Source organism: Aestuariivirga sp., from assembly GCF_047602625.1.
GTDB lineage: Bacteria > Pseudomonadota > Alphaproteobacteria > Rhizobiales > Aestuariivirgaceae > Aestuariivirga.
On record NZ_JASGGV010000002.1, the window covers coordinates 813,217 to 833,904 of the forward strand.

A 20,688-nucleotide genomic window follows, 5' to 3' on the forward strand; every position below is an offset into this window, starting at 1 on the left:
TCTAGAGACCGCTGTGCGCGGGGTCAGCCGCGGCCAGCGCCACGGCCAGCGCGTCATGGGTTGCCTTCACATCATGCACGCGGATGATTTGCGCTCCGTTAAGCGCCGCCTGGACTGCACCGCCAACCGAACCATGAACGCGCTCGCCTGCCGCTTTCACGCCCGTCAGCGCCCCCACGAAACCCTTGCGGGAAAGCCCCACCAGCAACGGCACACCCAACCCGTGAAACAGCGTCAACTGGCTCATGATCTCGATGTTGTGGGCGAAGGTCTTGCCAAATCCCAAGCCGGGGTCGGCGGCGATCATCGAAACCCCGGCCTCCCGCGCAGCGGCGATCCGGGCTTCGAGGTAATCGTAAACATCCAGCGCCACATCATCATACTTGGGCGCCAGCTGCATGGTCTTGGGGTCGCCCTGCGCATGCATCAGCACCACAGGCCGATCCAATTCCCCCGCCACCGCGAGGGCTCCCGGATCAAAATTCAACGCCGAGACATCGTTGATGACGGCAGCTCCAGCCGTGACGGCTTCACGCATTACCGAAGCCTTGCGGGTGTCACAGGAAATGCAGTGGCCCTTCCCCGCCAAGGCCCGGATCACCGGAACGATCCGATCCCGTTCCACGTCATCTGGAACCGCATCCGATCCCGGCCGCGTCGACTCCCCGCCGACATCAAGGATTTGTGCGCCATCTTCGGCCAGCGTCAGGCCATGAGCAATGGCCGTGGCCGCCTGATCATGTTTTCCGCCATCCGAAAAACTGTCGGGCGTCACATTCACGATGCCCATGATGAACGGCGATCCCCCAATCGGCAGATTGCCGAGATAACGCTTCTCTTCGATGCGGCCCAGAAGATCGGATTTGGGAAGGTCAGTGTAGGGAATGATCTCGCGATAGACAGTTCCCTCGCGCCGCTCGATCAGCTCCACCGCATGAAAGGCGATGGTCATATGGCCGCCAAGCCGGCCTGCCTGCCCCCGGCTCATGGCGCGGACAGCCGCCGCGCCATGGCTCAATCCGATGGGCCGGTAATAGACCTTGGACATCTGCCGTTACGACTGTGTCTGCGGCTCCATGCCATCCGCACCGCGCGCCGGGCCTGAAGACGGAACGGAGGAGGTCGCGCGGCCCGAGGGCCTGCCATTGCCGCCGTCGTCTCGCTTGGGCGGAATGCCTTTCAGCAGGTCGGTGATTTCCTCGCCGCTCAGGGTTTCATATTCCAGCAAGCCCTTGGCGAGGGTCTCAAGGTCCTTCTTCTTCTTGGTCAGGATACGGCGCGCCGTTTCGAAGCCTTCGCTGACTAGGCGCTTCACCTCGTCATCGATCTTCTGCGCCGTCATTTCCGAGATGTTTTGCGTCCGCGAGACGGAATGGCCGAGGAACACCTCTTCCTGGTTTTCGCCATAGGCAACCGTACCAAGCTCATCGGAATAACCCCAGCGCGTTACCATCGCCCGGGCAAGGCGCGTCGCCTGCTCGATGTCGGATTGCGCGCCCGAGGTCACATTATCGCGGCCGAAGGTCAGTTCCTCCGCGATGCGCCCACCCATCATGATGGCAAGGCGAGAGGTCATCTGCGTGAAGCTCATCGACAGCCGGTCACCTTCTGGCAGTTGCATCACCATGCCCAGCGCACGTCCGCGCGGGATGATGGTGGCCTTGTGCACGGGATCGGCCTTCGGCACGTTCAGCGCCAGAAGCGCATGGCCTGCTTCGTGATAGGCGGTGAGCTTCTTCTCGTCCTCGCTCATGGCGAGGGAGCGGCGCTCGGCGCCCATCATCACCTTGTCCTTGGCCTCCTCGAAATCATGCTGCGTCACCATGCGCTTGTTGCGGCGCGCGGCGAGAAGGGCAGCTTCATTGACGAGGTTGGCAAGATCGGCGCCAGAAAATCCCGGCGTTCCGCGCGCCAGCGTTTTTGCGTCAATGTCCGGCGCCAGCGGCACGTTCTTCATGTGCACTTTCAGAATCTTCTCACGGCCCGCCACATCCGGGTTGGGCACCACGATCTGCCGGTCGAAACGGCCGGGACGCAGCAGAGCCGGATCCAGCACGTCAGGGCGGTTGGTGGCGGCCACGAGGATCACGCCCTCATTGGCCTCGAATCCATCCATCTCTACGAGAAGCTGGTTCAGCGTCTGCTCGCGTTCGTCGTTGCCGCCGCCAAGGCCCGCGCCACGATGGCGGCCCACGGCATCGATTTCATCGATGAAGATGATGCAGGGGGCATTCTTCTTCGCCTGCTCGAACATGTCGCGCACGCGCGATGCGCCGACACCCACGAACATTTCCACGAAGTCGGAACCGGAAATCGTGAAGAAAGGCACATTGGCCTCGCCCGCGATGGCGCGCGCCAGAAGCGTCTTGCCGGTACCCGGAGGGCCAACGAGCAAAGCGCCCTTGGGAATTTTGCCGCCAAGGCGCTGGAACTTGTGCGGGTCTTTCAGGAAGTCGACGATCTCGACAAGATCATCCTTGGCTTCGTCAACACCCGCCACATCTTCAAAGGTCACGCGGCCCTGCCGCTCGGTGAGCAGCTTCGCCTTGGACTTGCCGAACCCCATGGCCTTGCCGGAGCCCTGCTGCATTTGGCGGATGAAGAAAATCCACACCCCCACCAGCAGCACCATGGGCAGCCAATAGACCAGCGCATTGCTCAGGAAACTGTCGCTCTGGGCGGGACGGAACGAAATCTGCACATTCTTGGCGCGCAGGTCGTTGATCTGGTTTTCCGAAAGATAAAGCGGCCCGGTGGTCTGAACCACAGTGTCGTCGGTCTTCTTGGCGACGATGGATTCGCCTGAGATCATGATCGACTTGATCGACCCGTTGTTCGCCTGATTGAGAAAATCCGAATAGGCAATGTCCGAACTGCTGCTGCGGCCCACCTGTCCTTGGAACAGGCTGAACAGCGCGAACAGAAGCAGCGCGATGACGATCCAGACGGCAAAATTACGGAACTGATTCACCCTGTTTTTCCTCAACTCCGGGCGAACCGCTCAGGGGCCCGCCCAATTCCCGAGATTTCAGCCTAACATAAGGGGAGACCAACCCATTTCCAAGCTCAACATCAATGTTAACGCGCCCTATAGGTCATAACGGGGGCGGAAATCCAGAAACGGCGTGATTGCGGGATCATATCCGGGCCAAACCCAGCCGGCATCGGGAAGACGCACCACCGGCTGGCTTTCCAGAACGATCTTGGGGCCGCCCCGGTCATGCATGATGCCGGGAACATGCCGGGCCCCCTGAACCACCGATCCGGGCGGAGCCCCGATAAGAAAACGATCGTCCCAGCGCACCGACCCGCTGTCAGGAACGGTAACAGGCAAAGCCGGAACCCGCGCAGGCTCCCGGCACACCAGGATTTCACGGCCCCGGTTCCAGAAGATCGTGCCCCCCAATGTCCGGCGCACGCCGCGTGTGGCAATGGCATCTGCCATCCGCTCGATCTCGGCCCGCTCGGGGTCAGAGCCAACGCCAACATGCTGGACCACCTTGCGCAAAACTCGCAGCCACACGGGCCGGGACAGCTCTGAACGGCCATACGAACGAATCTGCGCATAGCCTTCCGCGCGGCTCCACACCGAATTGCCGATGAAGGCCGCCGCCTGTTCGTCCTGCCAGCTGACGAGGGCTTGAAACTCCGCCGCCAAATCGGCCAGCCGCTCAGGCGGGATACCGGCGGCGTTCACCCCCGCCATGGCTTTCCGAATTCGAACACGCTCGAACCGTTCATCGTCATTGCTGGGATCGTCGATCCAAGGTTGGCCCAGTGCCGTCAAATAATCCCGCAACGCCTGCCGCCGCTCGCCCAGCAAGGGGCGGAACACGCGGAGACCCTTCCATTGACTCTCCCGCAAAATGCCGGCCAGACTATCGATGCTTGAGGTGCGGGCCATGCGCATCAGCACCGTCTCGGCCTGATCGTCCATTGTGTGCGCGGTCAGCAGCACGGTGGCGCCATTATCGCGGCACCATTGGCCCATGAGATCATATCGCGCCTGCCGCGCCTTGGCCTGAATGCCCGTAATCGGATGAAGCCCATGCCAGCGAAGCGTCACGTGAGAAAGTCCAATCGCCCTGCAACACGCCGCAACCTTCAAGGCCTCATCAGCCGAAGTTGCTCTCAAGCCATGATCAACAGTCAGGACAGTGAAAGCCGTTCCGCTCCACGCCTGCGCCAGACGCAGCATCGCCATGGAGTCCGACCCGCCGGAGACAGCGAGCGCGGCATGGGGCTCGCCCTTGATCGCCTGAAAAAGATCAGCCGGAGCAGCCGGCACGCTTCGCTTCCGCCTGCGCGCGTTTGCGCGCTTCAACAGCCTTCGGGAATTCGGTGTCGACAGCGCCATAGGCGGCACAGGCTTGCTGCGTCTGCCCAAGCTGGCCGAGTGAAATGCCAAGTTTTACCAGGCTGTCAGGCGCCCGGCGGCTGTTCGGATATTGCTTGTATCCGGCGAGGAACGCCTGCGCGGCCTGCTTGTAGTCACGCTGTGCATAATAAGTCTCGCCCAGCCAGTATTGCGCGCTGCCGGCAAGGCTGTGGTCGGGGTATTTCTGCAGGAAGGTGCGGAAACCCGATTCGGCATCGCCGAACTGGCGGCGCAGCAGACTTTCGTTGGAGCGCTCATAGAGCGACTCGGGTGAATCCGGCGCGAGCGCAACATTCTGGACCGAATCGCCGCCATTGCCATTGGCATCCGGTTGCTGGACATTGCCCTGCAGAACCCCGGAGTCGTCACCCACATCCTGTTGCGCGGGGGCGACGAGAACCTGCCCCTGAAAACCGCCATCCCCCACCTGCGCCGCTGAGCCGTTGCCCAGCGCGCCGAGCACCTTGGGGCCAGGGGCTTTCAGAACGCCGGGCTGGCCGGTTTGCCCGGTGTCGTTACCGTCCGGAGAATTGGACACAACGGAATCGGAGAGAGAACCACCATCAATCTGTTCGATCCCCTCGCTGCTCGAACCGGAATTTTGGGTGGCAGCAAGCTTGGAAGCGGGCTTCGGAACGGCCGGCATCGGGGCAGCTTCGCCGGTGTTGGTCTTGGCGATCTGCGCCTTGAGCTGCTTCACCTCGAAGGTAAGTTGCTCCACCTGCCCCACGAGCGAGCGCATCTGCTCTTCAAGCTGCTGGAGGCGGACTTCATTGTCGGAAGCGGACTGCGCAAAACTCTGGCCGGACAGGCCGAAACAGAGAAGAACGGCCACGGCGGCCGAGGAGCGCAGGGATTTCAGCATGTCCGACACCATCAGGCTGGACGGCCAACGGCAGCCAGTCCAAGTCTCCCGCAGATGAACCGTAAAGAGGGTGAAAATGAGGCTGGGCGGGACGGCAAATGCCGCACCCGCCCAGCCCGATCATCACTTGGCGCCGCCGGTGATCACCGTCACGGCGCGGCGGTTCTGCGACCAGCATTGCTCGGCATCGCACAGCGCCACCGGGCGTTCCTTGCCATAGGCGATCGAGGAGATGCGATTGCCCTGAACGCCCTGGGCAATCAGGAATTCGCGTGTGGCCGTGGCGCGGCGGGCCGAAAGAGCGATATTGTATTCGCGTGTGCCGCGCTCGTCGGCATGGCCCTCGACCTGAACGGTCACCGAACCATATTGCTGCAGCCAGGATGCCTGCTTGCGCAGCGTCTCCTGCGCCTCGGGCGTGAGGGTCGACTGGTCCTGCTGGAAATAGACACGGTCTCCGACGTTGAGCGTGAAATCCTGCTGTGAACCGGGGCGGGCATTGCCAACCGTGCCGCCGTCGTTCAAATCCGGCGTCGTTTTCTTGGAACACGCCGCCAGCGCCAGAAAACAGCAGCAGACAGCTGCCAGCTTGTAGCTGGCCAAACGTGACATCATGGCAACCCACTCCTCATCCCGGACCCCCGCCCGGTCTTAAAATTGAATGATCCCGCCCCAACCGCCGCAAAGGTCAGCGGCGGCCGGAGAACGAAATCTGGCCCTGCCATATTTTGCTGAAACAGGGTTAACAATTCCTCTCCCTCGCGGGAAAGGACCGTGCGCCAGACTCAGCTCGTCCTGGCGCCGGAGGTGATAACGGTGACAGCGCGGCGATTTTGTGACCAGCACTGTTCGGCATCACACAAGGCCACCGGACGTTCCTTGCCATAGGCGATGGACGAAATGCGCTTCGCATCGATGCCTTGGGCGATCAGGAAATCACGCGTTACCGTGGCCCGCCTGGCCGAAAGGGAAATATTGTACTCGCGCGTTCCGCGCTCATCGGCATGACCCTCGATCTGGATGGCCACATCTGAATATTTCGAAAGCCACGCCGCCTGCTTGCGCAGCGTCTCCTGCGCGTCCGGCGACAGCGTCGTCTGATCCTGCGCAAAGAACACACGGTCACCAGCGTTCAGCGCCAGGTCCTGCGCCGAACCCGGAATGACGCTGCTATGGCTCGACGGATCATCGAGATTGGCGGTGGTCTTCTTGGAGCAGGCTGCAAGCGACAGAGCGCAGCAGAAAGCAACGGCAATCTTGAAACTCACGGAACTCTTCATTTACTTATCCCCTTTGGTCATTGTCTTGACCGGCTGACGCATCCCCGCGTCCATCCGGCGGCGGGCCCCCCGGCCCATTTCAAACTCTCAGTTCAGTTTCGGCGACCACGCCGGATCGGATGCGAACTCCGGCGTCGGAATTTTCTGTTCGTTGTAGCCGGTGATATCGACGGACCAGAGTTGCGGGCCGCCGTTCTCGCCTTGCGTATCGCGGAAGAACATCACCACGCGGCCGTTAGGTGCCCATGTCGGCCCCTCATTGTGGAAGCCTTCGGTGAGGATGCGTTCGCCCGAACCATCGGGCTTCATCACGCCGATGCCAAAGCCCGTCGCTGTCTGCTTGGTGAAGGCGATATAGTCTCCGGCAGGCGACCATACCGGCGTTGAATAGCGGCCATCGCCAAAGCTGATGCGCGTCTGGTTGGAGCCATCGGCATTCATCACATAGACCTGCTGCGTGCCGCCGCGATCCGATTCAAACGTGATCTGGCTGCCATCCGGCGAATAGCTGGGCGCGGTGTTGATGGCGGGCACATTGGTGAGTTGGCGCGTGCTCTTGGAGCGCAGGTCGAGCTCGAAGATATTGGCATTGCCGCCATCCTGAAGGCTCATGATCACCTTCTGCCCGTCGGGCGAAAAGCGCGGCGCGAAGCTCATGTTGGAAAACTCGCCCACAATCTCGCGCTGCTTGGTGTCGATGTTCATGAGATAGACGCGCGGCGAATTGTTGCCGAACGACATGTAGGTGATTTCCTGAGAGTTGGGCGAGAAGCGCGGCGTCAGCACCAGGTCGCGGCCATCGGTCAAGGGCCTCGGATTGAAGCCATCCTGATCCATGATCATCAACCGCTTCACGCGCTGGTTCTTGGGGCCGGACTCATCGACAAACACCACGCGCGTATCAAAATAGCCGTCGATGCCTGTAAGTTTCTTGTAGATCACATCTGCGATGAGATGGCCGATGCGGCGCGTACTTTTGGCTGAAGCGGTAAATTGCTGTGCCTCAAGCTGCCCTTGGCCGTTCACGTCCCACAAGCGGAACTCTGCGCGCACCTTGCCGCCATCGATGAAGACCTGACCTGTCACAAGCGCCTTTGCCTGAATTTGCCGCCAATCCGCAAAGCGGGGCTCCTGATCGAAATTGCGAATCTGTTCGATGAAAGAGGCGGGATCGATTGGGTTGAAATAGCCGGAATGCCCAAGATCATTGGTGACAACACTGGTAATTGTGTTGGCCGCATCCTCCGCCCCCCCGCCCGCAATGAACGGGGAAATTGCAATCGGCATAGGGCTGACTTTTCCGCCATCAATCACGCCCTGAATGGCGTATGCCGGAATTGAGAATGAGACCGCGCAAAACAGCGCGCAGACCATCGCGAGAAGAGCCTTTGTACGGATCAAATTGGAAATCATCGTTGGGGCCATATCAGCCATTCGCCATCATGTTCGGATTGAAGGTGAGGGTGTTGTCCTTCCACAACTCATAGCGGTCCTTGGGAAGGAAGTCGTAGTTCTGGCAATCCATCAGCGCCGCAATCGCCGAGCGCGCCGTGGCCTGGCTCAGGCCATCGGAACCCGCACTGGCAATCTCAGGCACGCCATTGATGCTGCCATCGAGATTCAATTGAAAATGAATCTGCACCGAGACATTGGCCTCGATGGCGCCCGGCGGCACGGCCCAGCAGCTCTTCACCTTCTGGATGAAGGCATCAAGAATGGTGGCCGAGATTTCGTTGTCCGAGCCATCCGCTGTCTTCGTGCCTTTCGCGGCGCTCGAGTCAATGGCGGAGGTCGCATCCGGGGCTTTTGAATCAGGCACCTTGTTCAGAAGGTTCTCAATCTCATCCGTATTGAACTCCGCCTTTTTCTTGTTGGCCTTGTCCGCCACCTTCTTCGGCTTCTCGACAGGTTTCGGATCGGGCTTCTTTTCCGGCGGCTTGGTATCAGGCGGCTTGGGCGCCGGCGTGTCGTCCACCGTGTCCTTGATCAAATCTTTCAGCGCCGCCGCATCGGGAGGCGGAGGTTCCGTCTTCGCAGGCTTGGGCGGCGCGGGATCGGGCTTCTTCACCTCGGGCGGCGGCGGAGGCTCCGCTGCCGCTTCCTTCACCGCCTTCACTTCCTTGGGCGCCACCTTGTCGGCGGGCGCGGCCTTCACAACCTGGTCAGCCTTCTTGGCCGCAGGCTTGTCCTTCGGCACCGGCGCATCCTTGGCGGTCGCCATGGTCTTCGAAACGTCGCCAATCTTGCTGATATCCACCTGCACCGGCTGGGTGTTGGTGACGAAATTATTGGGGCTGGGCAAAACGACAAGCGCGGCAATCAGAATCGCCGCATGCAGAAGAAAAGATGTCGTGAGGCTCCAGCGCATCGTCAGTTGCCGCTTGCCCCGTCCGTTGTCTTGGGCTTGTCCTGGCCATTGCCGGTGACGAGGCCGATCTTGTGATAGCCGGCGGAATTGAGAACGCCCATCACTTCCATCACCGCACCATAGGGCACGTTGGTGTCGGCGCGCACCAGGATCTGTTCATCATAGCCCTGCTTGGCGATGGCCAGAAGCTTGGGAGACAGCGCATCGAGGGTGATCGGGCTTTCCTGCAGGAACAGCGTGCGGTCGGCCTTCACCGTAATGGCGATCGGCTCGTCATGGCTGTCGAGTTGCTTGGCCTGCGTCTTGGGAAGTTCGATGGGAACACCCACCGTCATCAAAGGCGCGGCCACCATGAAGACGATCAGCAGCACCAGCATCACGTCCACCATCGGAGTGACGTTGATATCGCTCATCACCCGGCCGCCGGACCTGCGGCGCGAATTGCGCCCGGTATAACCGCCCTTCGCTCCCCCTGCTGCTGCACCCATCCTCAGACCCGCTCATCAAGCTGGCGCGAAATAATCGCGGAAAATTCATCGGCGAAGTTTTCCAGCCGCGCCCCGATCCGCCCTGCATCGGCGGTGTACATATTGTAGAAGATTGTCGCCGGTATGGCGGCAACAAGGCCGATGGCGGTGGCGAAAAGCGCCTCCGCGATGCCCGGCGCCACGACGGCCAGATTGGTATTCTGCGAATTGGCGATGGCCTGGAAGGACGTCATGATGCCCCACACCGTGCCGAACAGGCCGATGAAGGGCGCCGCCGAACCGGTCGTGGCGAGGAACAGCAGCCGCGATTCCACATCGTGCATCTCCTTCTGGATCTGCACGTCCATGACTTTCTCGATGCGCTTCTGCACGCCTTGGAAGCCGGCTCGCATCGCCGCATCCTGGCTGCGCTTCCATTCACGCATCGCCGCCATGAAGATCGCCGCGAGGCCAATGTTGGTGCGGTTGCCGAGCGCCAGATAGAGATCTTCCAGCGACTGCCCCGACCAGAAGCTCTGCTCAAACCGGTCATTGGCCGCGTTCATGCGGCGGAAGGCGAAAAACTTTTCGATGATGATTGCCCAGCCCCAGATGGAGGCCAGCGCCAGCCCCAGCATCACCAGCTGAACCGGAAAACTCGCCTGCCACACCAAATGCCAGATGGAGATATGGCCGCCTTGCGCGACGGTGTCTGTTGTAACCGGATCCATGCTTTCCTTACTCCACGCCGAAGCCTGTGCCGAAGCCTTCGGCGTCAGTCGCGGCACCCATCCCGAGGAGAAGGGGCCGAGAAACAGGGCAAATCTGTCGAAACTGCGGCGATTCGGGCCTTTTGGCCCGCGATCGACGCAATGCCGGGCCACATTCAGCCCATGCCATCCCTGTTTGCGCGGTTTATGGTTAAGCTGGGGTTAAATCTCTGATTCAGAGGGGCAATTTGAGATGGCCTGCCATCTCTTTAGGCAGCCGGCGCGGCCGCCCCGCGCCATCGACGAGCGCAACCGTCACCTCAGCGGTGAACAGCGCCTCCAGTCCCTTCAGCACACGCTGCGCCAGAACGACGCGCGCGCCGCCCACCTCGATCATGCGGGTTTCGACATCCAGCAGATCGTCTAGCCGTGCGGGCTTAAGAAAATCGCACGCCATCCGCCGCACCACGAAGGCCAGTCCATCGAGACGGCTGTGATGGATGCCCCGCAGCCGCAGGCAATCGGTGCGGCCCCGCTCGCAATATTTGAGATAGTTGGAATGATAGACGATGCCGCCCGCATCCGTGTCTTCGTAATAAACACGGAGCGGCAGCCAGTGCGCGCCATCGCGGAATTCACCCGCCAACCGCTCAGTCATCATTTTCGCCCAGCGGCAGCACGCCCTGGGTGATATCCGGCCGCTGCGGCACGGCGAGGCCCAGATGGCGGAAGGCATGCGGCGTCAAAAGCCGCCCACGCGGCGTGCGATTGAGGAAACCCTGCTGGAGCAGATAGGGTTCAACAATATCCTCAATCGCGTCACGCGCCTCGGAGAGAGAGGCGGCAATCGTGTCGATGCCCACCGGCCCGCCGCCGAAGTTGACGGCAATGCAGGTGAGATAGCGGTGATCCAGCGCATCAAGCCCCCGCGCGTCCACATCGAGATTGCGCAGGGCCTTGTCCGCTGCGTTGCGGTTGATGGTCGTGATCCCCGCCACCTCGGCAAAGTCGCGCACGCGGCGCAACAGCCGCCCGGCAATGCGGGGCGTGCCGCGGGAGCGCCGGGCAATTTCGGCGGCTCCTTCTTCGGCGATTGCCACCTGCATCACCCGCGAGCCACGCTTCACGATCTCCAGCAACTCGTCATCGGAATAAAAATCAAGCCGCACCGGAATGCCGAAACGGTCGCGCAACGGCGTCGTCAGAAGCCCCGTGCGCGTGGTGGCGCCCACCAGCGTGAACTTCGCCAGATCGATCCGCACCGAGCGAGCCGCTGGCCCCTCGCCGATGATGAGATCAAGCTGGAAATCCTCCATCGCCGGATAAAGCACCTCTTCCACCGCCGGGCTGAGGCGGTGAATCTCGTCAATGAACAGCACGTCGCGCTCTTCCAGATTGGTGAGCAGCGCCGCAAGATCGCCCGCCTTGGCGATGACGGGGCCGGACGTGGCGCGGAAATTGACGCCCAGTTCCCGCGCCATGATCTGCGCCAACGTCGTCTTGCCAAGGCCGGGAGGCCCTGCGAACAGCACATGGTCCAGCGCTTCGCCGCGCGCCTTCGCCGCCTGAATGAAGACGCGGAGATTCTGCTTGGCCTTGGACTGCCCAATGAATTCATCAAGCCGCTGCGGGCGGATCGCCGCATCCGCCGCATCCTCGCCGCGCTTCTCGCGATCAATCAGCCGCGCCGTCATGACACCGCCAGTTCACGCAGCGCGGCGCGGATCAGTTTTTCTGCAGGTTGATCATCGCCGAGTTTCCGCATTGCCGAGGCAACGGCGACAGACGCCTGCGCCTGACCATAGCCCAGATTGACGAGCGCGGAAATCGTATCGCTGACAGCTGATGATTTCGGCGAATCGAGATCAGCAGCCACGCGCGCCAGACCCGGATCGGAAGATGCGAAACTGGGCACCTTGTCTTTCAATTCCAGCACGATCCGTTCCGCCAGCTTTTTGCCCACGCCATTGGCGCGGCCGATCATCGCCTTGTCCTGAAGTGCGATGGCATTGCCGATTTCGCTGGCAGATAGCGTGGAAAGAATGGCCAGCGCCACCTTGGTGCCCACGCCCTGGACGGACAGCAGCAGCCTGAACCATTCACGCTCGTGCAACGTCGCAAACCCAATGAGGCGGATCAGGTCCTGGCTCACCAACATTTCGGTGTGAACCTCGGCAAATTCACCCGGCGGCAGCGCGGCCAGCGTCTTGGCGGAACAGAAGACATGATATCCCACCCCGCCCACATCGACGATCACCCAGTCCACGCCGGCGGAATCGATCCGGCCCTTGAGCTTTCCGATCATGGGTGCGTATCCGGCGCCAAAACATCGACTTCCGGAAAATATGTGCGATAGCGCGCCGCATCGCGCGTCAGCAGCCGATGCCCGCGTGTTGCAGCGTGACTGCCGATCAGAAAATCTGGCAACGTCCGCTCCCGCATGCCGCCCCTGCGCTTGTATTCCGCATAGGCGACACTCGAACGGAACGCCACATCCCAAGGCATCTCTTCGCGCGTAAACATTGGCTGCGAGAAAATCCCCTCAAACAGCTTTTCCGATTTGAAGGCCCGCGCCACTTCTGACGCCACGACGACATTGACAATCAGCGGGCCATCCTCCCGAACGGTCTCGAGCATCCGCGCCGACCAGTCAAACCAGACGGGATCACGTTCAAACACATCAATGAGCACATTCGAGTCAACGAGGGTCGAGGTCATTGAAAGGTCCCCGCGTGTCCTCGAGAATTTCATCCGCGGTCATCTCGCCGTCGGCGACACCTGCAGCGCCCGCCAGCCAGTCGCGAAATTGCCGCTTCCGCCTGTCCCGCTCATTATCATCATCTGGCCGCTTGCGGATCACCACCTCTCCATTTCGAAAGGCGATTTCCAGATCAGATTTCTGGTCAATTCCGGCCTGATCGCGCACCTCTTTCGGGATGGTCACCTGGCCCTTGCTGGTAATTCGCATGGTAATACCTCTTGGGTATTACCTATCCGCAAAACGTGAACAAGTCAAGAACGCGCGAGGACGGCAGCCAGTGCAGAGGAACGCCGGTGATGGGCATGGCAAATGGCAATGGCCAGTGCATCGGTGGAATCGGCGGTGTTCAACTGCGCGCGTGGCAGCAGCAGGCGCACCATGTGTTTCACCTGGTCTTTTTCAGCGTGACCGACGCCGACAACGGATTTCTTGATCATGTTCGGCGCATATTCGGCAACGGCAATCCCGATGATGGCCGGCGCCAGTAACACCACGCCTCGCGCCTGCCCCAGCTTCAGCGTGGCGCGCGCGTCCTTGTTGACGAAGGTTTCCTCAACCGCCGCCTCATCAGGCGCGAAATCCCGGAGGATCGCCAGAAGCTGGCTATGAATCTGGTGAAGGCGCTGGGCCAAATCTGCGGCGGGGTCAGAATGCAAAGCGCCATCGGCAATATAAGACAGCCGCTGGCCATCCTGCTCGATGATGCCCCAGCCGGTGTTGCGCAAGCCCGGATCGATGCCGATGATTCGCACCATGGCCGAAGAGTAACAGATCAGGCGGCGTTGAGCTTCGCCATCACATCGTCGGGGATATCGGCGTTGGAGAACACCACCTGCACGTCATCGTCCTCATCCAGAGCGTCGACGAGTTTCATGAGGCTTTCGGCCTTTTCCTGATCGACGGGTGTCATGGTCTGCGGCTTCCACACAGCTTTCACGCTGTCCGCATCGCCGAACTTCGCGGCCAGGGCGGAGGAGACGTCGCCGATCGATTCAAAGGCGCAGGTGATCGTGTGGCCTTCCTCATCGGACTCGACGTCATCGGCGCCCGCGTCGATCGCCGCCTCGAGCATGGCGTCGGCGGAAGCCTTGGCGGCAGGATAGACGATTTCTCCGGCGCGCGAAAACATAAACGCCACTGAGCCTGACTCGCCCAGATTGCCGCCGAACTTGGTGAACTGCGCGCGCACATTGGAGGCCGTGCGGTTCCGGTTGTCGGTCAAGGCTTCAACGATCACCGCCACACCGCCCGGGCCGTAACCCTCATAGCGCACCGTGTCATAATTCTCGGCGTCACCGCCTTGCGCTTTCTTGATGGCGCGCTCGATATTGTCCTTGGGCAGGTTTTCAGCGCGTGCGTTCTGGATGGCGAGGCGAAGGCGGGCATTGGCGGACGGGTCTGGGATCCCGGCCTTGGCGGCAACAGTGATTTCGCGCGCCAGCTTCGAGAAGATCTTGGACCGCATTTTGTCCTGCTTGCCCTTGCGGTGCATGATGTTCTTGAATTGCGAATGGCCTGCCATGTCGTCCTCGGGATGTTCGGATTTTGGGCCTTATAGACGGGGCGCCTCCTGCAAAACAAGCCGCTTAACCCCTCCTTAAGCCGGGCGGGTTCAAGCTTCGGGGCATCTGGTTTGGGAGTATGCGTATGACGTTTCGGCACGGTCTGGTGACAGAACTTTCCTGTACAGCGGAAGGAATGGCGGGCACCGCCGCATCTTCAGCACTGCGGCGTGTCCGAAGCCTCGCCGATACGGCGCCATCGGGACGCCTGTTTGGGGCCATCAGCACATTGAGCGACCTGTCCCGGTCAGCCGAGCGCAATCTGGCCGCAGGTGCGGACGCTCTGCGAGCGGGAAAGGAGGCTCACGCCGCCAATGCCCTCACGCAGGCCCTTTCGGCGATGGATCGGTTGGCGGTCGTCGCGGGGCCGGGCAAGACAAGCACCCAGCTCGCCCGCAAAACCGCCGGCTGATGTCAGCTCCGAATACCGCGCAACCGCTCTGACCGGCGGCGCAGCAATTCAACCGTCACCAGCAGGGCTGTCGAGAACAGCACGAGGACGGTCGCCGCCGCCGTGATCGTCGGGCTGATCTGTTCGCGGATGCCGGAGAACATTTGCAGCGGCAGCGTGCGCTGTTCGGGGCTGGCGAGAAACAGCACCACCACGACTTCATCAAAAGACGTGGCAAAGGCAAACAGCGCGCCCGAAATCATGCCCGGCAGGATGAGCGGCAGAACAACTTTGAAGAACACCGTGTGAGGCGCGGCGCCAAGACTTGCTCCGGCCCGCATCAAGGTGCGGTCGAATCCCATCAGCGTGGCGGTCACGGTGATGACCACGAAGGGCGTCGCCAGCGCGGTATGAGCGAGAATGATTCCCGGCAACGATCCGGCAACGCCGACGCTCGAATAGAACTTGAACATGCCCACCGCGGAAATGATCACGGGCACGATCATCGGCGAAATCAGCACTGCCATTACAGAGGCGCGGGCCGGGAAGTTAGCGCGCGACAGACCAAGCGCCGCCAGCGTTCCTAAAGTGGTGGCCAGCACGGTCGTGGCAAATGCCACGATCACGCTCAGCTTCACGGCACTGATCCAGCGCTCGTTGAAAAAGAAGTCGTTGTACCACTTCAGCGAATAGCCAGGCATCGGATAGCTGAAGAAACTTTCCGAATTGAACGACAGCGGCATGATGGCAATGATCGGCGCGATCAAGAACAGCAGGACGAGGCCCACGTAAACACGCACACTGTAATGAGCGACTTTTTCGCCGGTGGTGAAATAGGAGGGAACGGCCATGGCGATTATCCCAGCTTCATCCGGTCGATGCCGACCAGCTTGTTGTAGATGTAATAGAGGATCAGCGTGGCGATGAGCAGGATGACGCCCAGGGCCGACGCTTTGCCCCAGTTGTTTTCGCGATTGATGGCATCGGCGATGAAGCCGGATACCATCTGGTCCGTAGGGCCGCCCACCAGTGCCGGCGTGATGTAATATCCCAGGCACAGGATGAAGGTGAGAAGGCAGCCGGCCGCCACGCCCGGAAGCGTTTGCGGCACATACACACGCATGAAGGAATAGAACGGCGTGCCGCCCAATGATTTCGCCGCGCGCATGTAGGTCGGCGAAATTGTTTTCATCACGCTGTAGATCGGCAGAAGCGTAAACGGCAACTGGATGTGCGTCATCGCGATCACCGTCGCGAAGCGGGTCTTGAACAATTGCGGCGTGCCGTCGGCGAGCCCCAGCGTATCGAGAAGCCAGGTGATACCGGTGAAGTTCAGCATCTGCGCGAAGACGCCGCCATCCTGCATCAGAATGGTCCACGCCGTTGTGCGCACAAGCAGCGATGTCCAGAACGGCAGCAGCACAAAGATCATCAGGATGCTGGCCGTCTTCTGCGGCGTGGTCGCCAGCATGTAAGCCACGGGGTAGCCGAGCACCAGCGTGCATATGGTTACCAGCAACGCGATACCAAGCGTCCGCAACAATACGTCCACATAAATCGCGCGATCAGCCGGCACATGCTCGAGCGAACCATCTGCGCCCTGCCGCATGTCCAGCATGCTCAGAATGTAAAACGGCGTGTATGAACTGCCGCTGCGCTTGATGGTGGACCATGTATCCACTTCGCCCCAGATCGGGTCGATGGCGATCATGGCGTCCTTGTAAGGCCCTGCTTCCAGAGTGGCCGCCTTGCGGCCGGATGTGAGGATTTTCGACCGTATGCCGGAAATTTCATAGTTCAGGCGCTTGCCGACCAACGCAACCGTCTTGTCTTTCTGCGCTGCCTTGAGATCGGAGGCGAGCGCGGCAAACGCCGGTTCCTCAGGCAGTTCCTTGCCGTCCCAGTCCTTCAGTATACTGACGGTCTGCGGGAGATTTTCGGCAATGTCGGGATCGTAAATCGCATTATAGAGCATCACCACGATGGGGGTGAGAAAGGTCAACACGATAAACAGGAAAAGCGGAGCCACGAGGCCCAGTGCTTTCACTTTTTCCCGGCGCTCGGCGCGCCGCAATCTGGTCTTGAGCGGCGTGCCGTCTGCCGCCCGCATGATGCCGTCGTTTGCAACGGCGCCAGCCACCATGGTCATCCGGTTTTTCCCTCACAAACCGCAAATCGAGAAGAGGAGACGGCCAAGGCCGTCTCCTCTCAAGGTCTCTGATTACTGGGCAAGCCAGGCGTTGAAGCGCTCGCGCAGCTCGTCGCCATGGTCGGCCCAGAACTGCGGGTCGACGGCCAGCACCGTCTTCATGTTATCTGGCGCGGTCGGCAGATCGGGAAGGATGGCGGCATCCACCAGCGGGCTCGAATCCTTGTTCGACGGGCCATAGGAAATATACTTGGTCTGATCCGCCATGCGCTGCGCATCAGAGGCGTATTTCAGGAAGGCATAGGAGGCCTCAAGCTTGGGCGTGCCCTTCGGGATCGCCCACCAGTCCCAATCCGGAGCCTGACGGTCCCAGATGATCTTGAAAGGCTTCTTGTCGGTCTTGACAGCCGCGTAGAAGCGGCCGTTCCAGTCCGACGCCATCGCGACCTGGCCATCGGCGAGGAGCTGCGGCGGCTGGGCACCCGATTCCCACCAGACGACATCCTTCTTGATGGTGTCGAGTTTCTTGAAGGCGCGGTCCACGCCTTCCGGCGTGCCCAGTACTTTATAGACGTCGGCGGGGGCAACGCCGTCGGCGATCAGCGCCCATTCCAGATTGACGAAGGGATTCTTCTGCAGCGCGCGCTTACCCGGGAACTTCTGGAGATCGAAGAGATCTTCCATCTTGGTGGGGGCGGGATTGAGCTTCGTGGTGTCGTAGGCGATCACCGTCGAATAGATGATGTTCGGAATGGCGCAATCCTGAATGTCGGCGCCAATATACTTCGAGCGGTCAAGGCCCAGCTTGTTCCAGTCGATGGTTTCGAGCGTGCCTTCAGCGCAGGCGGCGAGAGCGGTCTGCGTGTCGACGTCGACCACATCCCATGTCACGTTCTTGGCTTCCACCATGGCGCGCAGCTTGGCGATCTCGCCGTTATACTCGGCTTCGGTGATCTTGTTGCCAGCGGTGGTATAGGGATCGAAAAACGCCTTGCGCTGGCTTTCCTGATAGGCGCCGCCCCAAGAGGTGATGGTGATGTCATCACCGGCCCGCGCGGTGGCCGCAAGTGCAGTGCCCGCCAGCAAAGCTGCGCCGAGCACGATTGAAAGTTTCTTCATACCTGAGACGTCCTCCTGATGAGCCGGACCATCCGGCCATGTTCATTTCTGGAGGACATCGACAGACGGCGCATGCTGCAAAGCAGCGTACACAACAAGATGGACGTCCTCCCCTTTCACGCTTGTCTGCCCTGTCAGTTCCGCCTCAACCCTGTGGGCAAAACCGCATGCGGCCTATTTTATAAGCGCTGCACAATATACTAGCGGCTTGGAAGAGGCTGTCACTTGAGAATTTCTATCTCATGAGAGGAATTAATATCATCCCTTACCAAAAGGGAACTTCGGCCTGTGAAAGACGGCCGCCGATCCGGATCGGCGCAACCTTGAGTGCAAACCCGGATGTATCGTCCGTTTCAACGGCAACCCCGCAGACGGTGGCAGGGCCTTCGGCGGGACGGAAACGCTCAATCGGTAGCTTGCGCAGGAAGCGGGTCAGCGGCTCCTGCTTGTCCATGCCGATCACCGAGTCATAGTCGCCGCACATGCCGGCATCGGTCATGTAGGCCGTGCCACCGGGAAGGATCTGATGGTCGGCGGAGGGCGTATGCGTATGGGTGCCGACGACCAGGCTGGCGCGGCCATCACAAAAGTGCCCCATCGCCATTTTTTCCGATGAAACCTCGGCATGGAAGTCGAGCAACACGGCATCGCACGCCTGCCTCAACGGGCAGGCATCGAGTTCACGCGCGATCACCGGGAACGGGTCGTCCAGCATGGGATCGATCATCACCCGCCCCATGGCGTTGATGACGAGCGCGCGGCGGCCCGAAGCCGTGTCGACCAATGCACTGCCCCGGCCCGGGCATCCGGCAGGCCAGTTAGCAGGGCGCAGCAAGGCGGGATGGCGCTCAATATAGATCAGCGTGTCGCGCTGGTCGAAAGCGTGGTTGCCGAGCGTCACCACATCCGCCCCGGCGGCCATTAGCTTCAGAAAAATATCCTCGCTGATGCCAAAGCCGTGCGCGGCGTTTTCACCATTCACCACCACGAGGTCAGGCGAATAGCGCTCCCGCAGCAGCGGCAGTTCGCGCAGTACCGCGTCCCGTCCCGCCTTACCGACAATGTCGCCCAGAAAGATCAACCGCACGAGAACGAGTCTTTCTCGGTCATCACGTGGTCTAGCGGCTGATCATAATGGGCGCGCGGCACGCGATCCACTTGCTGGTCCGCATAGGCAACGCCCACGGCAGTGACAGGCTTGAGTGCGCGCAGCTTCACCAGCGTGCGGTCATAAAAGCCGCCGCCATAGCCAAGCCGGTAGCCCTCCGTGTCAAAGGCCAGCATTGGCACCAGCAGCACATCAGGGAAAACTTCAGGAGAGGTTTCCGCCGGAACGGGAATGTTCCACATGCCGGGCACGGTGGGTTCACCGGGTGACCAGGCGCGGAAAGTAAGAGGCAGTCCCTCGCCCATCACCACCGGCATGGCAACCTGCCACCCCTCGCCCTGCAACCGCTTGAGCAGCGGCAGGGTGGAAATCTCGCTCTTGTAGGGGAAAAACCCCGAAACGACCTTGTGATGCGGCTGGCGGGGAAACGGCAGCCCGCGCTCGGCGAGCACACGCTTGGCCACCTCATGCTGCGCCTCATGGGCCACCGCACGGCGCCGCGACGCCTCGCCCCGCGCCTTCCGCTTGATCTCTGCAATATCCATGGAACCGTCCGGACATGAAAGCGGCGAGCCACCATGGGCCGTCGGGAAAGTGCAATCCCGGGTCCCTACTTACGTAGGTGGGCGCCGTATACGCGAGGCCACAGCCAAGCACAGGGACAGCTCCCAATCAGAATCGCATAGGCCCCAGGGAATAAAATCCCCAAACGAACCGGGCAGCCCGCCACTTATCTACTTAAGGGTTCTGCCGCCTGAAATCCAGTCTTGCCGGGGTTAGCCCAAATCCCGCGCCACAGCTTCCAGACGGATGGCGGCGGAGGTGAGCTTGTCGGTCACCTGGTCCTCGAGCGCGGCGTGGGCATCGCGCAGCGCCTGCGCTTCCTCTTCCAGAACCTCGATGCGGCGGATGGCTTCCGAAAGCCGGTCGGCGACCATGAGGCCCGACATCACCAGGATGCGGATATCGCCCACCGAGCCGACGCTCTGCTTGATGCGGGTCACCTCGCTGTCGAGCAGGCGGGCCAACTCGCGGAGATGATCTTCCTCCCCGTCCGGGCACTGCATTGTATAGGGGCGGCCATTCACTTCGACGATCACATGGGCCATGCGTCAGTCTCCGCTGTTCGAATGAAGAACAGCGCGGATGCGCGACATGGCGGCGTCGATCTTGCCCGCTGCCTGCTTGCTGGTATCCACCAGTTCCGAAGCCTTGTGGCGCACGAGGTCAAGTTCATTGGCAAGCTTGGAGCGGTCGCGACGGAGCGCATCCGCCTCGCCCGCCAGAGCGGCCGCACGCTGCTCGGAATCGTGGCGGCGGCCTGCCGCTGCCTCAAACCTTTGCAACGCCGTATCGAACCGCCGCAGTGCTTCAACCAGTTTATCAGTGTCTGCCATCAATGCCCCTGGCAAAACACGAGAATCTCTCATGTCTTGCCGTTGATAACACATGTGCATCCTGGAGCAAGGGCATGGGGATTGCGGGGCGGGCTTTTGCACCGTCTGCAATTGACTCTCGGGCAGCGGGTGT

Annotated in this window: 25 protein-coding genes and 1 other RNA gene; 1 reads left to right on the forward strand and 25 read right to left on the reverse strand. The window is 61.0% G+C overall.

Annotated elements, in window-relative coordinates; all coding sequences use genetic code 11:
* Position 1: 1 nt before the first annotated feature.
* The 17 genes from folP to QM694_RS09050 form a co-directional block, all read right to left on the reverse strand.
* Positions 2–1,048: a dihydropteroate synthase gene (gene folP / locus QM694_RS08970; protein ID WP_415006594.1), complete on the reverse strand. Its 1,047-nt coding sequence runs from the start codon at positions 1,046–1,048 to the stop codon at positions 2–4.
* Between the two features lie 6 nt (positions 1,049–1,054).
* Entirely contained in the window at positions 1,055–2,971 is a 1,917-nt protein-coding gene (ftsH, locus tag QM694_RS08975) for an ATP-dependent zinc metalloprotease FtsH (protein ID WP_415006595.1), read from the reverse strand.
* Positions 2,972–3,088: 117 nt separating this feature from the next.
* Positions 3,089–4,288 carry a tRNA lysidine(34) synthetase TilS gene (gene tilS / locus QM694_RS08980; protein ID WP_415006596.1) on the reverse strand — a complete coding sequence of 400 codons (1,200 nt, stop codon included), beginning with the start codon at positions 4,286–4,288 and terminating at the stop codon, positions 3,089–3,091.
* Complete coding sequence (ybgF, locus tag QM694_RS08985) at positions 4,269–5,243, reverse strand: tol-pal system protein YbgF (protein WP_415006597.1); 975 nt, start codon at positions 5,241–5,243, stop codon at positions 4,269–4,271. The genes tilS and ybgF overlap by 20 nt, the downstream gene beginning before the upstream one ends.
* Positions 5,244–5,366: 123 nt before the next feature.
* Positions 5,367–5,858, reverse strand: a complete 492-nt coding sequence (gene pal, locus QM694_RS08990; RefSeq protein WP_415006598.1) for a peptidoglycan-associated lipoprotein Pal — start codon at positions 5,856–5,858, stop codon at positions 5,367–5,369.
* Between the two features lie 170 nt (positions 5,859–6,028).
* Positions 6,029–6,523 carry a peptidoglycan-associated lipoprotein Pal gene (gene pal, locus QM694_RS08995; protein ID WP_415006599.1) on the reverse strand — a complete coding sequence of 165 codons (495 nt, stop codon included), beginning with the start codon at positions 6,521–6,523 and terminating at the stop codon, positions 6,029–6,031.
* Between the two features lie 87 nt (positions 6,524–6,610).
* A complete protein-coding gene (gene tolB, locus QM694_RS09000; protein WP_415008598.1) occupies positions 6,611–7,936 on the reverse strand; it encodes a Tol-Pal system beta propeller repeat protein TolB in 1,326 nt (441 codons plus the stop codon).
* A gap of 13 nt (positions 7,937–7,949) precedes the next feature.
* A complete protein-coding gene (locus QM694_RS09005; RefSeq protein WP_415006600.1) occupies positions 7,950–8,891 on the reverse strand; it encodes a hypothetical protein in 942 nt (313 codons plus the stop codon).
* Between the two features lie 2 nt (positions 8,892–8,893).
* Positions 8,894–9,379 carry a protein TolR gene (tolR, locus tag QM694_RS09010; protein ID WP_415006601.1) on the reverse strand — a complete coding sequence of 162 codons (486 nt, stop codon included), beginning with the start codon at positions 9,377–9,379 and terminating at the stop codon, positions 8,894–8,896.
* Positions 9,380–9,381: 2 nt separating this feature from the next.
* On the reverse strand, positions 9,382–10,089 hold the full coding sequence (tolQ, locus tag QM694_RS09015) for a protein TolQ (protein ID WP_415006602.1): 708 nt from the start codon (positions 10,087–10,089) through the stop codon (positions 9,382–9,384).
* 214 nt (positions 10,090–10,303) lie between these two features.
* Positions 10,304–10,726 carry a tol-pal system-associated acyl-CoA thioesterase gene (gene ybgC / locus QM694_RS09020; RefSeq protein WP_415006603.1) on the reverse strand — a complete coding sequence of 141 codons (423 nt, stop codon included), beginning with the start codon at positions 10,724–10,726 and terminating at the stop codon, positions 10,304–10,306.
* Complete coding sequence (gene ruvB, locus QM694_RS09025; protein ID WP_415006604.1) at positions 10,719–11,762, reverse strand: Holliday junction branch migration DNA helicase RuvB; 1,044 nt, start codon at positions 11,760–11,762, stop codon at positions 10,719–10,721. Before ruvB ends, ybgC begins: the two co-directional genes overlap by 8 nt.
* Positions 11,759–12,373, reverse strand: coding sequence for a Holliday junction branch migration protein RuvA (gene ruvA / locus QM694_RS09030; RefSeq protein ID WP_415006605.1), 615 nt, complete (start codon positions 12,371–12,373; stop codon positions 11,759–11,761). Before ruvA ends, ruvB begins: the two co-directional genes overlap by 4 nt.
* Positions 12,370–12,759, reverse strand: a complete 390-nt coding sequence (locus tag QM694_RS09035) for a type II toxin-antitoxin system VapC family toxin (RefSeq protein WP_415006606.1) — start codon at positions 12,757–12,759, stop codon at positions 12,370–12,372. The genes ruvA and QM694_RS09035 overlap by 4 nt, the downstream gene beginning before the upstream one ends.
* Before the next feature lie 7 nt (positions 12,760–12,766).
* Positions 12,767–13,036, reverse strand: a complete 270-nt coding sequence (locus QM694_RS09040) for an AbrB/MazE/SpoVT family DNA-binding domain-containing protein (RefSeq protein WP_415006607.1) — start codon at positions 13,034–13,036, stop codon at positions 12,767–12,769.
* Between the two features lie 44 nt (positions 13,037–13,080).
* Positions 13,081–13,584: a crossover junction endodeoxyribonuclease RuvC gene (ruvC, locus tag QM694_RS09045; protein ID WP_415006608.1), complete on the reverse strand. Its 504-nt coding sequence runs from the start codon at positions 13,582–13,584 to the stop codon at positions 13,081–13,083.
* Positions 13,585–13,601: 17 nt separating this feature from the next.
* On the reverse strand, positions 13,602–14,351 hold the full coding sequence (locus tag QM694_RS09050) for a YebC/PmpR family DNA-binding transcriptional regulator (RefSeq protein WP_415006609.1): 750 nt from the start codon (positions 14,349–14,351) through the stop codon (positions 13,602–13,604).
* A 125-nt stretch (positions 14,352–14,476) separates the two neighbouring features.
* Here QM694_RS09050 and QM694_RS09055 point away from each other — a divergent pair, with 125 nt between their 5' ends.
* Positions 14,477–14,803 (forward strand): hypothetical protein, encoded by a 327-nt coding sequence (locus QM694_RS09055; RefSeq protein ID WP_415006610.1) that lies wholly within the window; start codon positions 14,477–14,479, stop codon positions 14,801–14,803.
* Between the two features lie 2 nt (positions 14,804–14,805).
* Here the strand turns inward: QM694_RS09055 and QM694_RS09060 are convergent, their stop codons facing one another.
* The 8 genes from QM694_RS09060 to QM694_RS09095 all read right to left on the reverse strand — a co-directional run bounded on the left by QM694_RS09060 (position 14,806) and on the right by QM694_RS09095 (position 20,555).
* Positions 14,806–15,633, reverse strand: a complete 828-nt coding sequence (locus QM694_RS09060; protein WP_415006611.1) for an ABC transporter permease — start codon at positions 15,631–15,633, stop codon at positions 14,806–14,808.
* Positions 15,634–15,638: 5 nt separating this feature from the next.
* A complete protein-coding gene (locus tag QM694_RS09065) occupies positions 15,639–16,925 on the reverse strand; it encodes an ABC transporter permease (protein WP_415008599.1) in 1,287 nt (428 codons plus the stop codon).
* Between the two features lie 78 nt (positions 16,926–17,003).
* Positions 17,004–18,050 carry an ABC transporter substrate-binding protein gene (locus QM694_RS09070; protein WP_415006612.1) on the reverse strand — a complete coding sequence of 349 codons (1,047 nt, stop codon included), beginning with the start codon at positions 18,048–18,050 and terminating at the stop codon, positions 17,004–17,006.
* Between the two features lie 265 nt (positions 18,051–18,315).
* Complete coding sequence (locus QM694_RS09075; protein WP_415006613.1) at positions 18,316–19,137, reverse strand: TIGR00282 family metallophosphoesterase; 822 nt, start codon at positions 19,135–19,137, stop codon at positions 18,316–18,318.
* Positions 19,128–19,703 (reverse strand): 5-formyltetrahydrofolate cyclo-ligase, encoded by a 576-nt coding sequence (locus tag QM694_RS09080; protein WP_415006614.1) that lies wholly within the window; start codon positions 19,701–19,703, stop codon positions 19,128–19,130. The genes QM694_RS09075 and QM694_RS09080 overlap by 10 nt, the downstream gene beginning before the upstream one ends.
* A 21-nt stretch (positions 19,704–19,724) precedes the next feature.
* Positions 19,725–19,886, reverse strand: a non-coding RNA gene (gene ssrS, locus QM694_RS09085) — 6S RNA.
* Positions 19,887–19,934: 48 nt separating this feature from the next.
* On the reverse strand, positions 19,935–20,267 hold the full coding sequence (locus QM694_RS09090) for a cell division protein ZapA (protein ID WP_415006615.1): 333 nt from the start codon (positions 20,265–20,267) through the stop codon (positions 19,935–19,937).
* Positions 20,268–20,270: 3 nt separating this feature from the next.
* Complete coding sequence (locus QM694_RS09095) at positions 20,271–20,555, reverse strand: DUF4164 family protein (protein WP_415006616.1); 285 nt, start codon at positions 20,553–20,555, stop codon at positions 20,271–20,273.
* Between the last annotated feature and the right edge of the window lie 133 nt (positions 20,556–20,688).

Bases quoted from the DNA above. Each gene is read 5' to 3' on its own strand.
- folP (WP_415006594.1), bottom strand. From the start codon at position 1,048: ATGTCCAAGGTCTATTACCGGCCCATCGGATTGAGCCATGGCGCGGCG.
- ybgF (WP_415006597.1), bottom strand. From the start codon at position 5,243: ATGCTGAAATCCCTGCGCTCCTCGGCCGCCGTGGCCGTTCTTCTCTGT.
- pal (WP_415006598.1), bottom strand. From the start codon at position 5,858: ATGATGTCACGTTTGGCCAGCTACAAGCTGGCAGCTGTCTGCTGCTGT.
- pal (WP_415006599.1), bottom strand. From the start codon at position 6,523: ATGAAGAGTTCCGTGAGTTTCAAGATTGCCGTTGCTTTCTGCTGCGCT.
- tolB (WP_415008598.1), bottom strand. From the start codon at position 7,936: ATGATTTCCAATTTGATCCGTACAAAGGCTCTTCTCGCGATGGTCTGC.
- QM694_RS09005 (WP_415006600.1), bottom strand. From the start codon at position 8,891: ATGCGCTGGAGCCTCACGACATCTTTTCTTCTGCATGCGGCGATTCTG.
- tolR (WP_415006601.1), bottom strand. From the start codon at position 9,379: ATGGGTGCAGCAGCAGGGGGAGCGAAGGGCGGTTATACCGGGCGCAAT.
- tolQ (WP_415006602.1), bottom strand. From the start codon at position 10,089: ATGGATCCGGTTACAACAGACACCGTCGCGCAAGGCGGCCATATCTCC.
- ybgC (WP_415006603.1), bottom strand. From the start codon at position 10,726: ATGACTGAGCGGTTGGCGGGTGAATTCCGCGATGGCGCGCACTGGCTG.
- ruvB (WP_415006604.1), bottom strand. From the start codon at position 11,762: ATGACGGCGCGGCTGATTGATCGCGAGAAGCGCGGCGAGGATGCGGCG.
- ruvA (WP_415006605.1), bottom strand. From the start codon at position 12,373: ATGATCGGAAAGCTCAAGGGCCGGATCGATTCCGCCGGCGTGGACTGG.
- QM694_RS09040 (WP_415006607.1), bottom strand. From the start codon at position 13,036: ATGCGAATTACCAGCAAGGGCCAGGTGACCATCCCGAAAGAGGTGCGC.
- ruvC (WP_415006608.1), bottom strand. From the start codon at position 13,584: ATGGTGCGAATCATCGGCATCGATCCGGGCTTGCGCAACACCGGCTGG.
- QM694_RS09050 (WP_415006609.1), bottom strand. From the start codon at position 14,351: ATGGCAGGCCATTCGCAATTCAAGAACATCATGCACCGCAAGGGCAAG.
- QM694_RS09055 (WP_415006610.1), top strand. From the start codon at position 14,477: ATGACGTTTCGGCACGGTCTGGTGACAGAACTTTCCTGTACAGCGGAA.
- QM694_RS09060 (WP_415006611.1), bottom strand. From the start codon at position 15,633: ATGGCCGTTCCCTCCTATTTCACCACCGGCGAAAAAGTCGCTCATTAC.
- QM694_RS09065 (WP_415008599.1), bottom strand. From the start codon at position 16,925: ATGGTGGCTGGCGCCGTTGCAAACGACGGCATCATGCGGGCGGCAGAC.
- QM694_RS09070 (WP_415006612.1), bottom strand. From the start codon at position 18,050: ATGAAGAAACTTTCAATCGTGCTCGGCGCAGCTTTGCTGGCGGGCACT.
- QM694_RS09080 (WP_415006614.1), bottom strand. From the start codon at position 19,703: ATGGATATTGCAGAGATCAAGCGGAAGGCGCGGGGCGAGGCGTCGCGG.
- QM694_RS09090 (WP_415006615.1), bottom strand. From the start codon at position 20,267: ATGGCCCATGTGATCGTCGAAGTGAATGGCCGCCCCTATACAATGCAG.
- QM694_RS09095 (WP_415006616.1), bottom strand. From the start codon at position 20,555: ATGGCAGACACTGATAAACTGGTTGAAGCACTGCGGCGGTTCGATACG.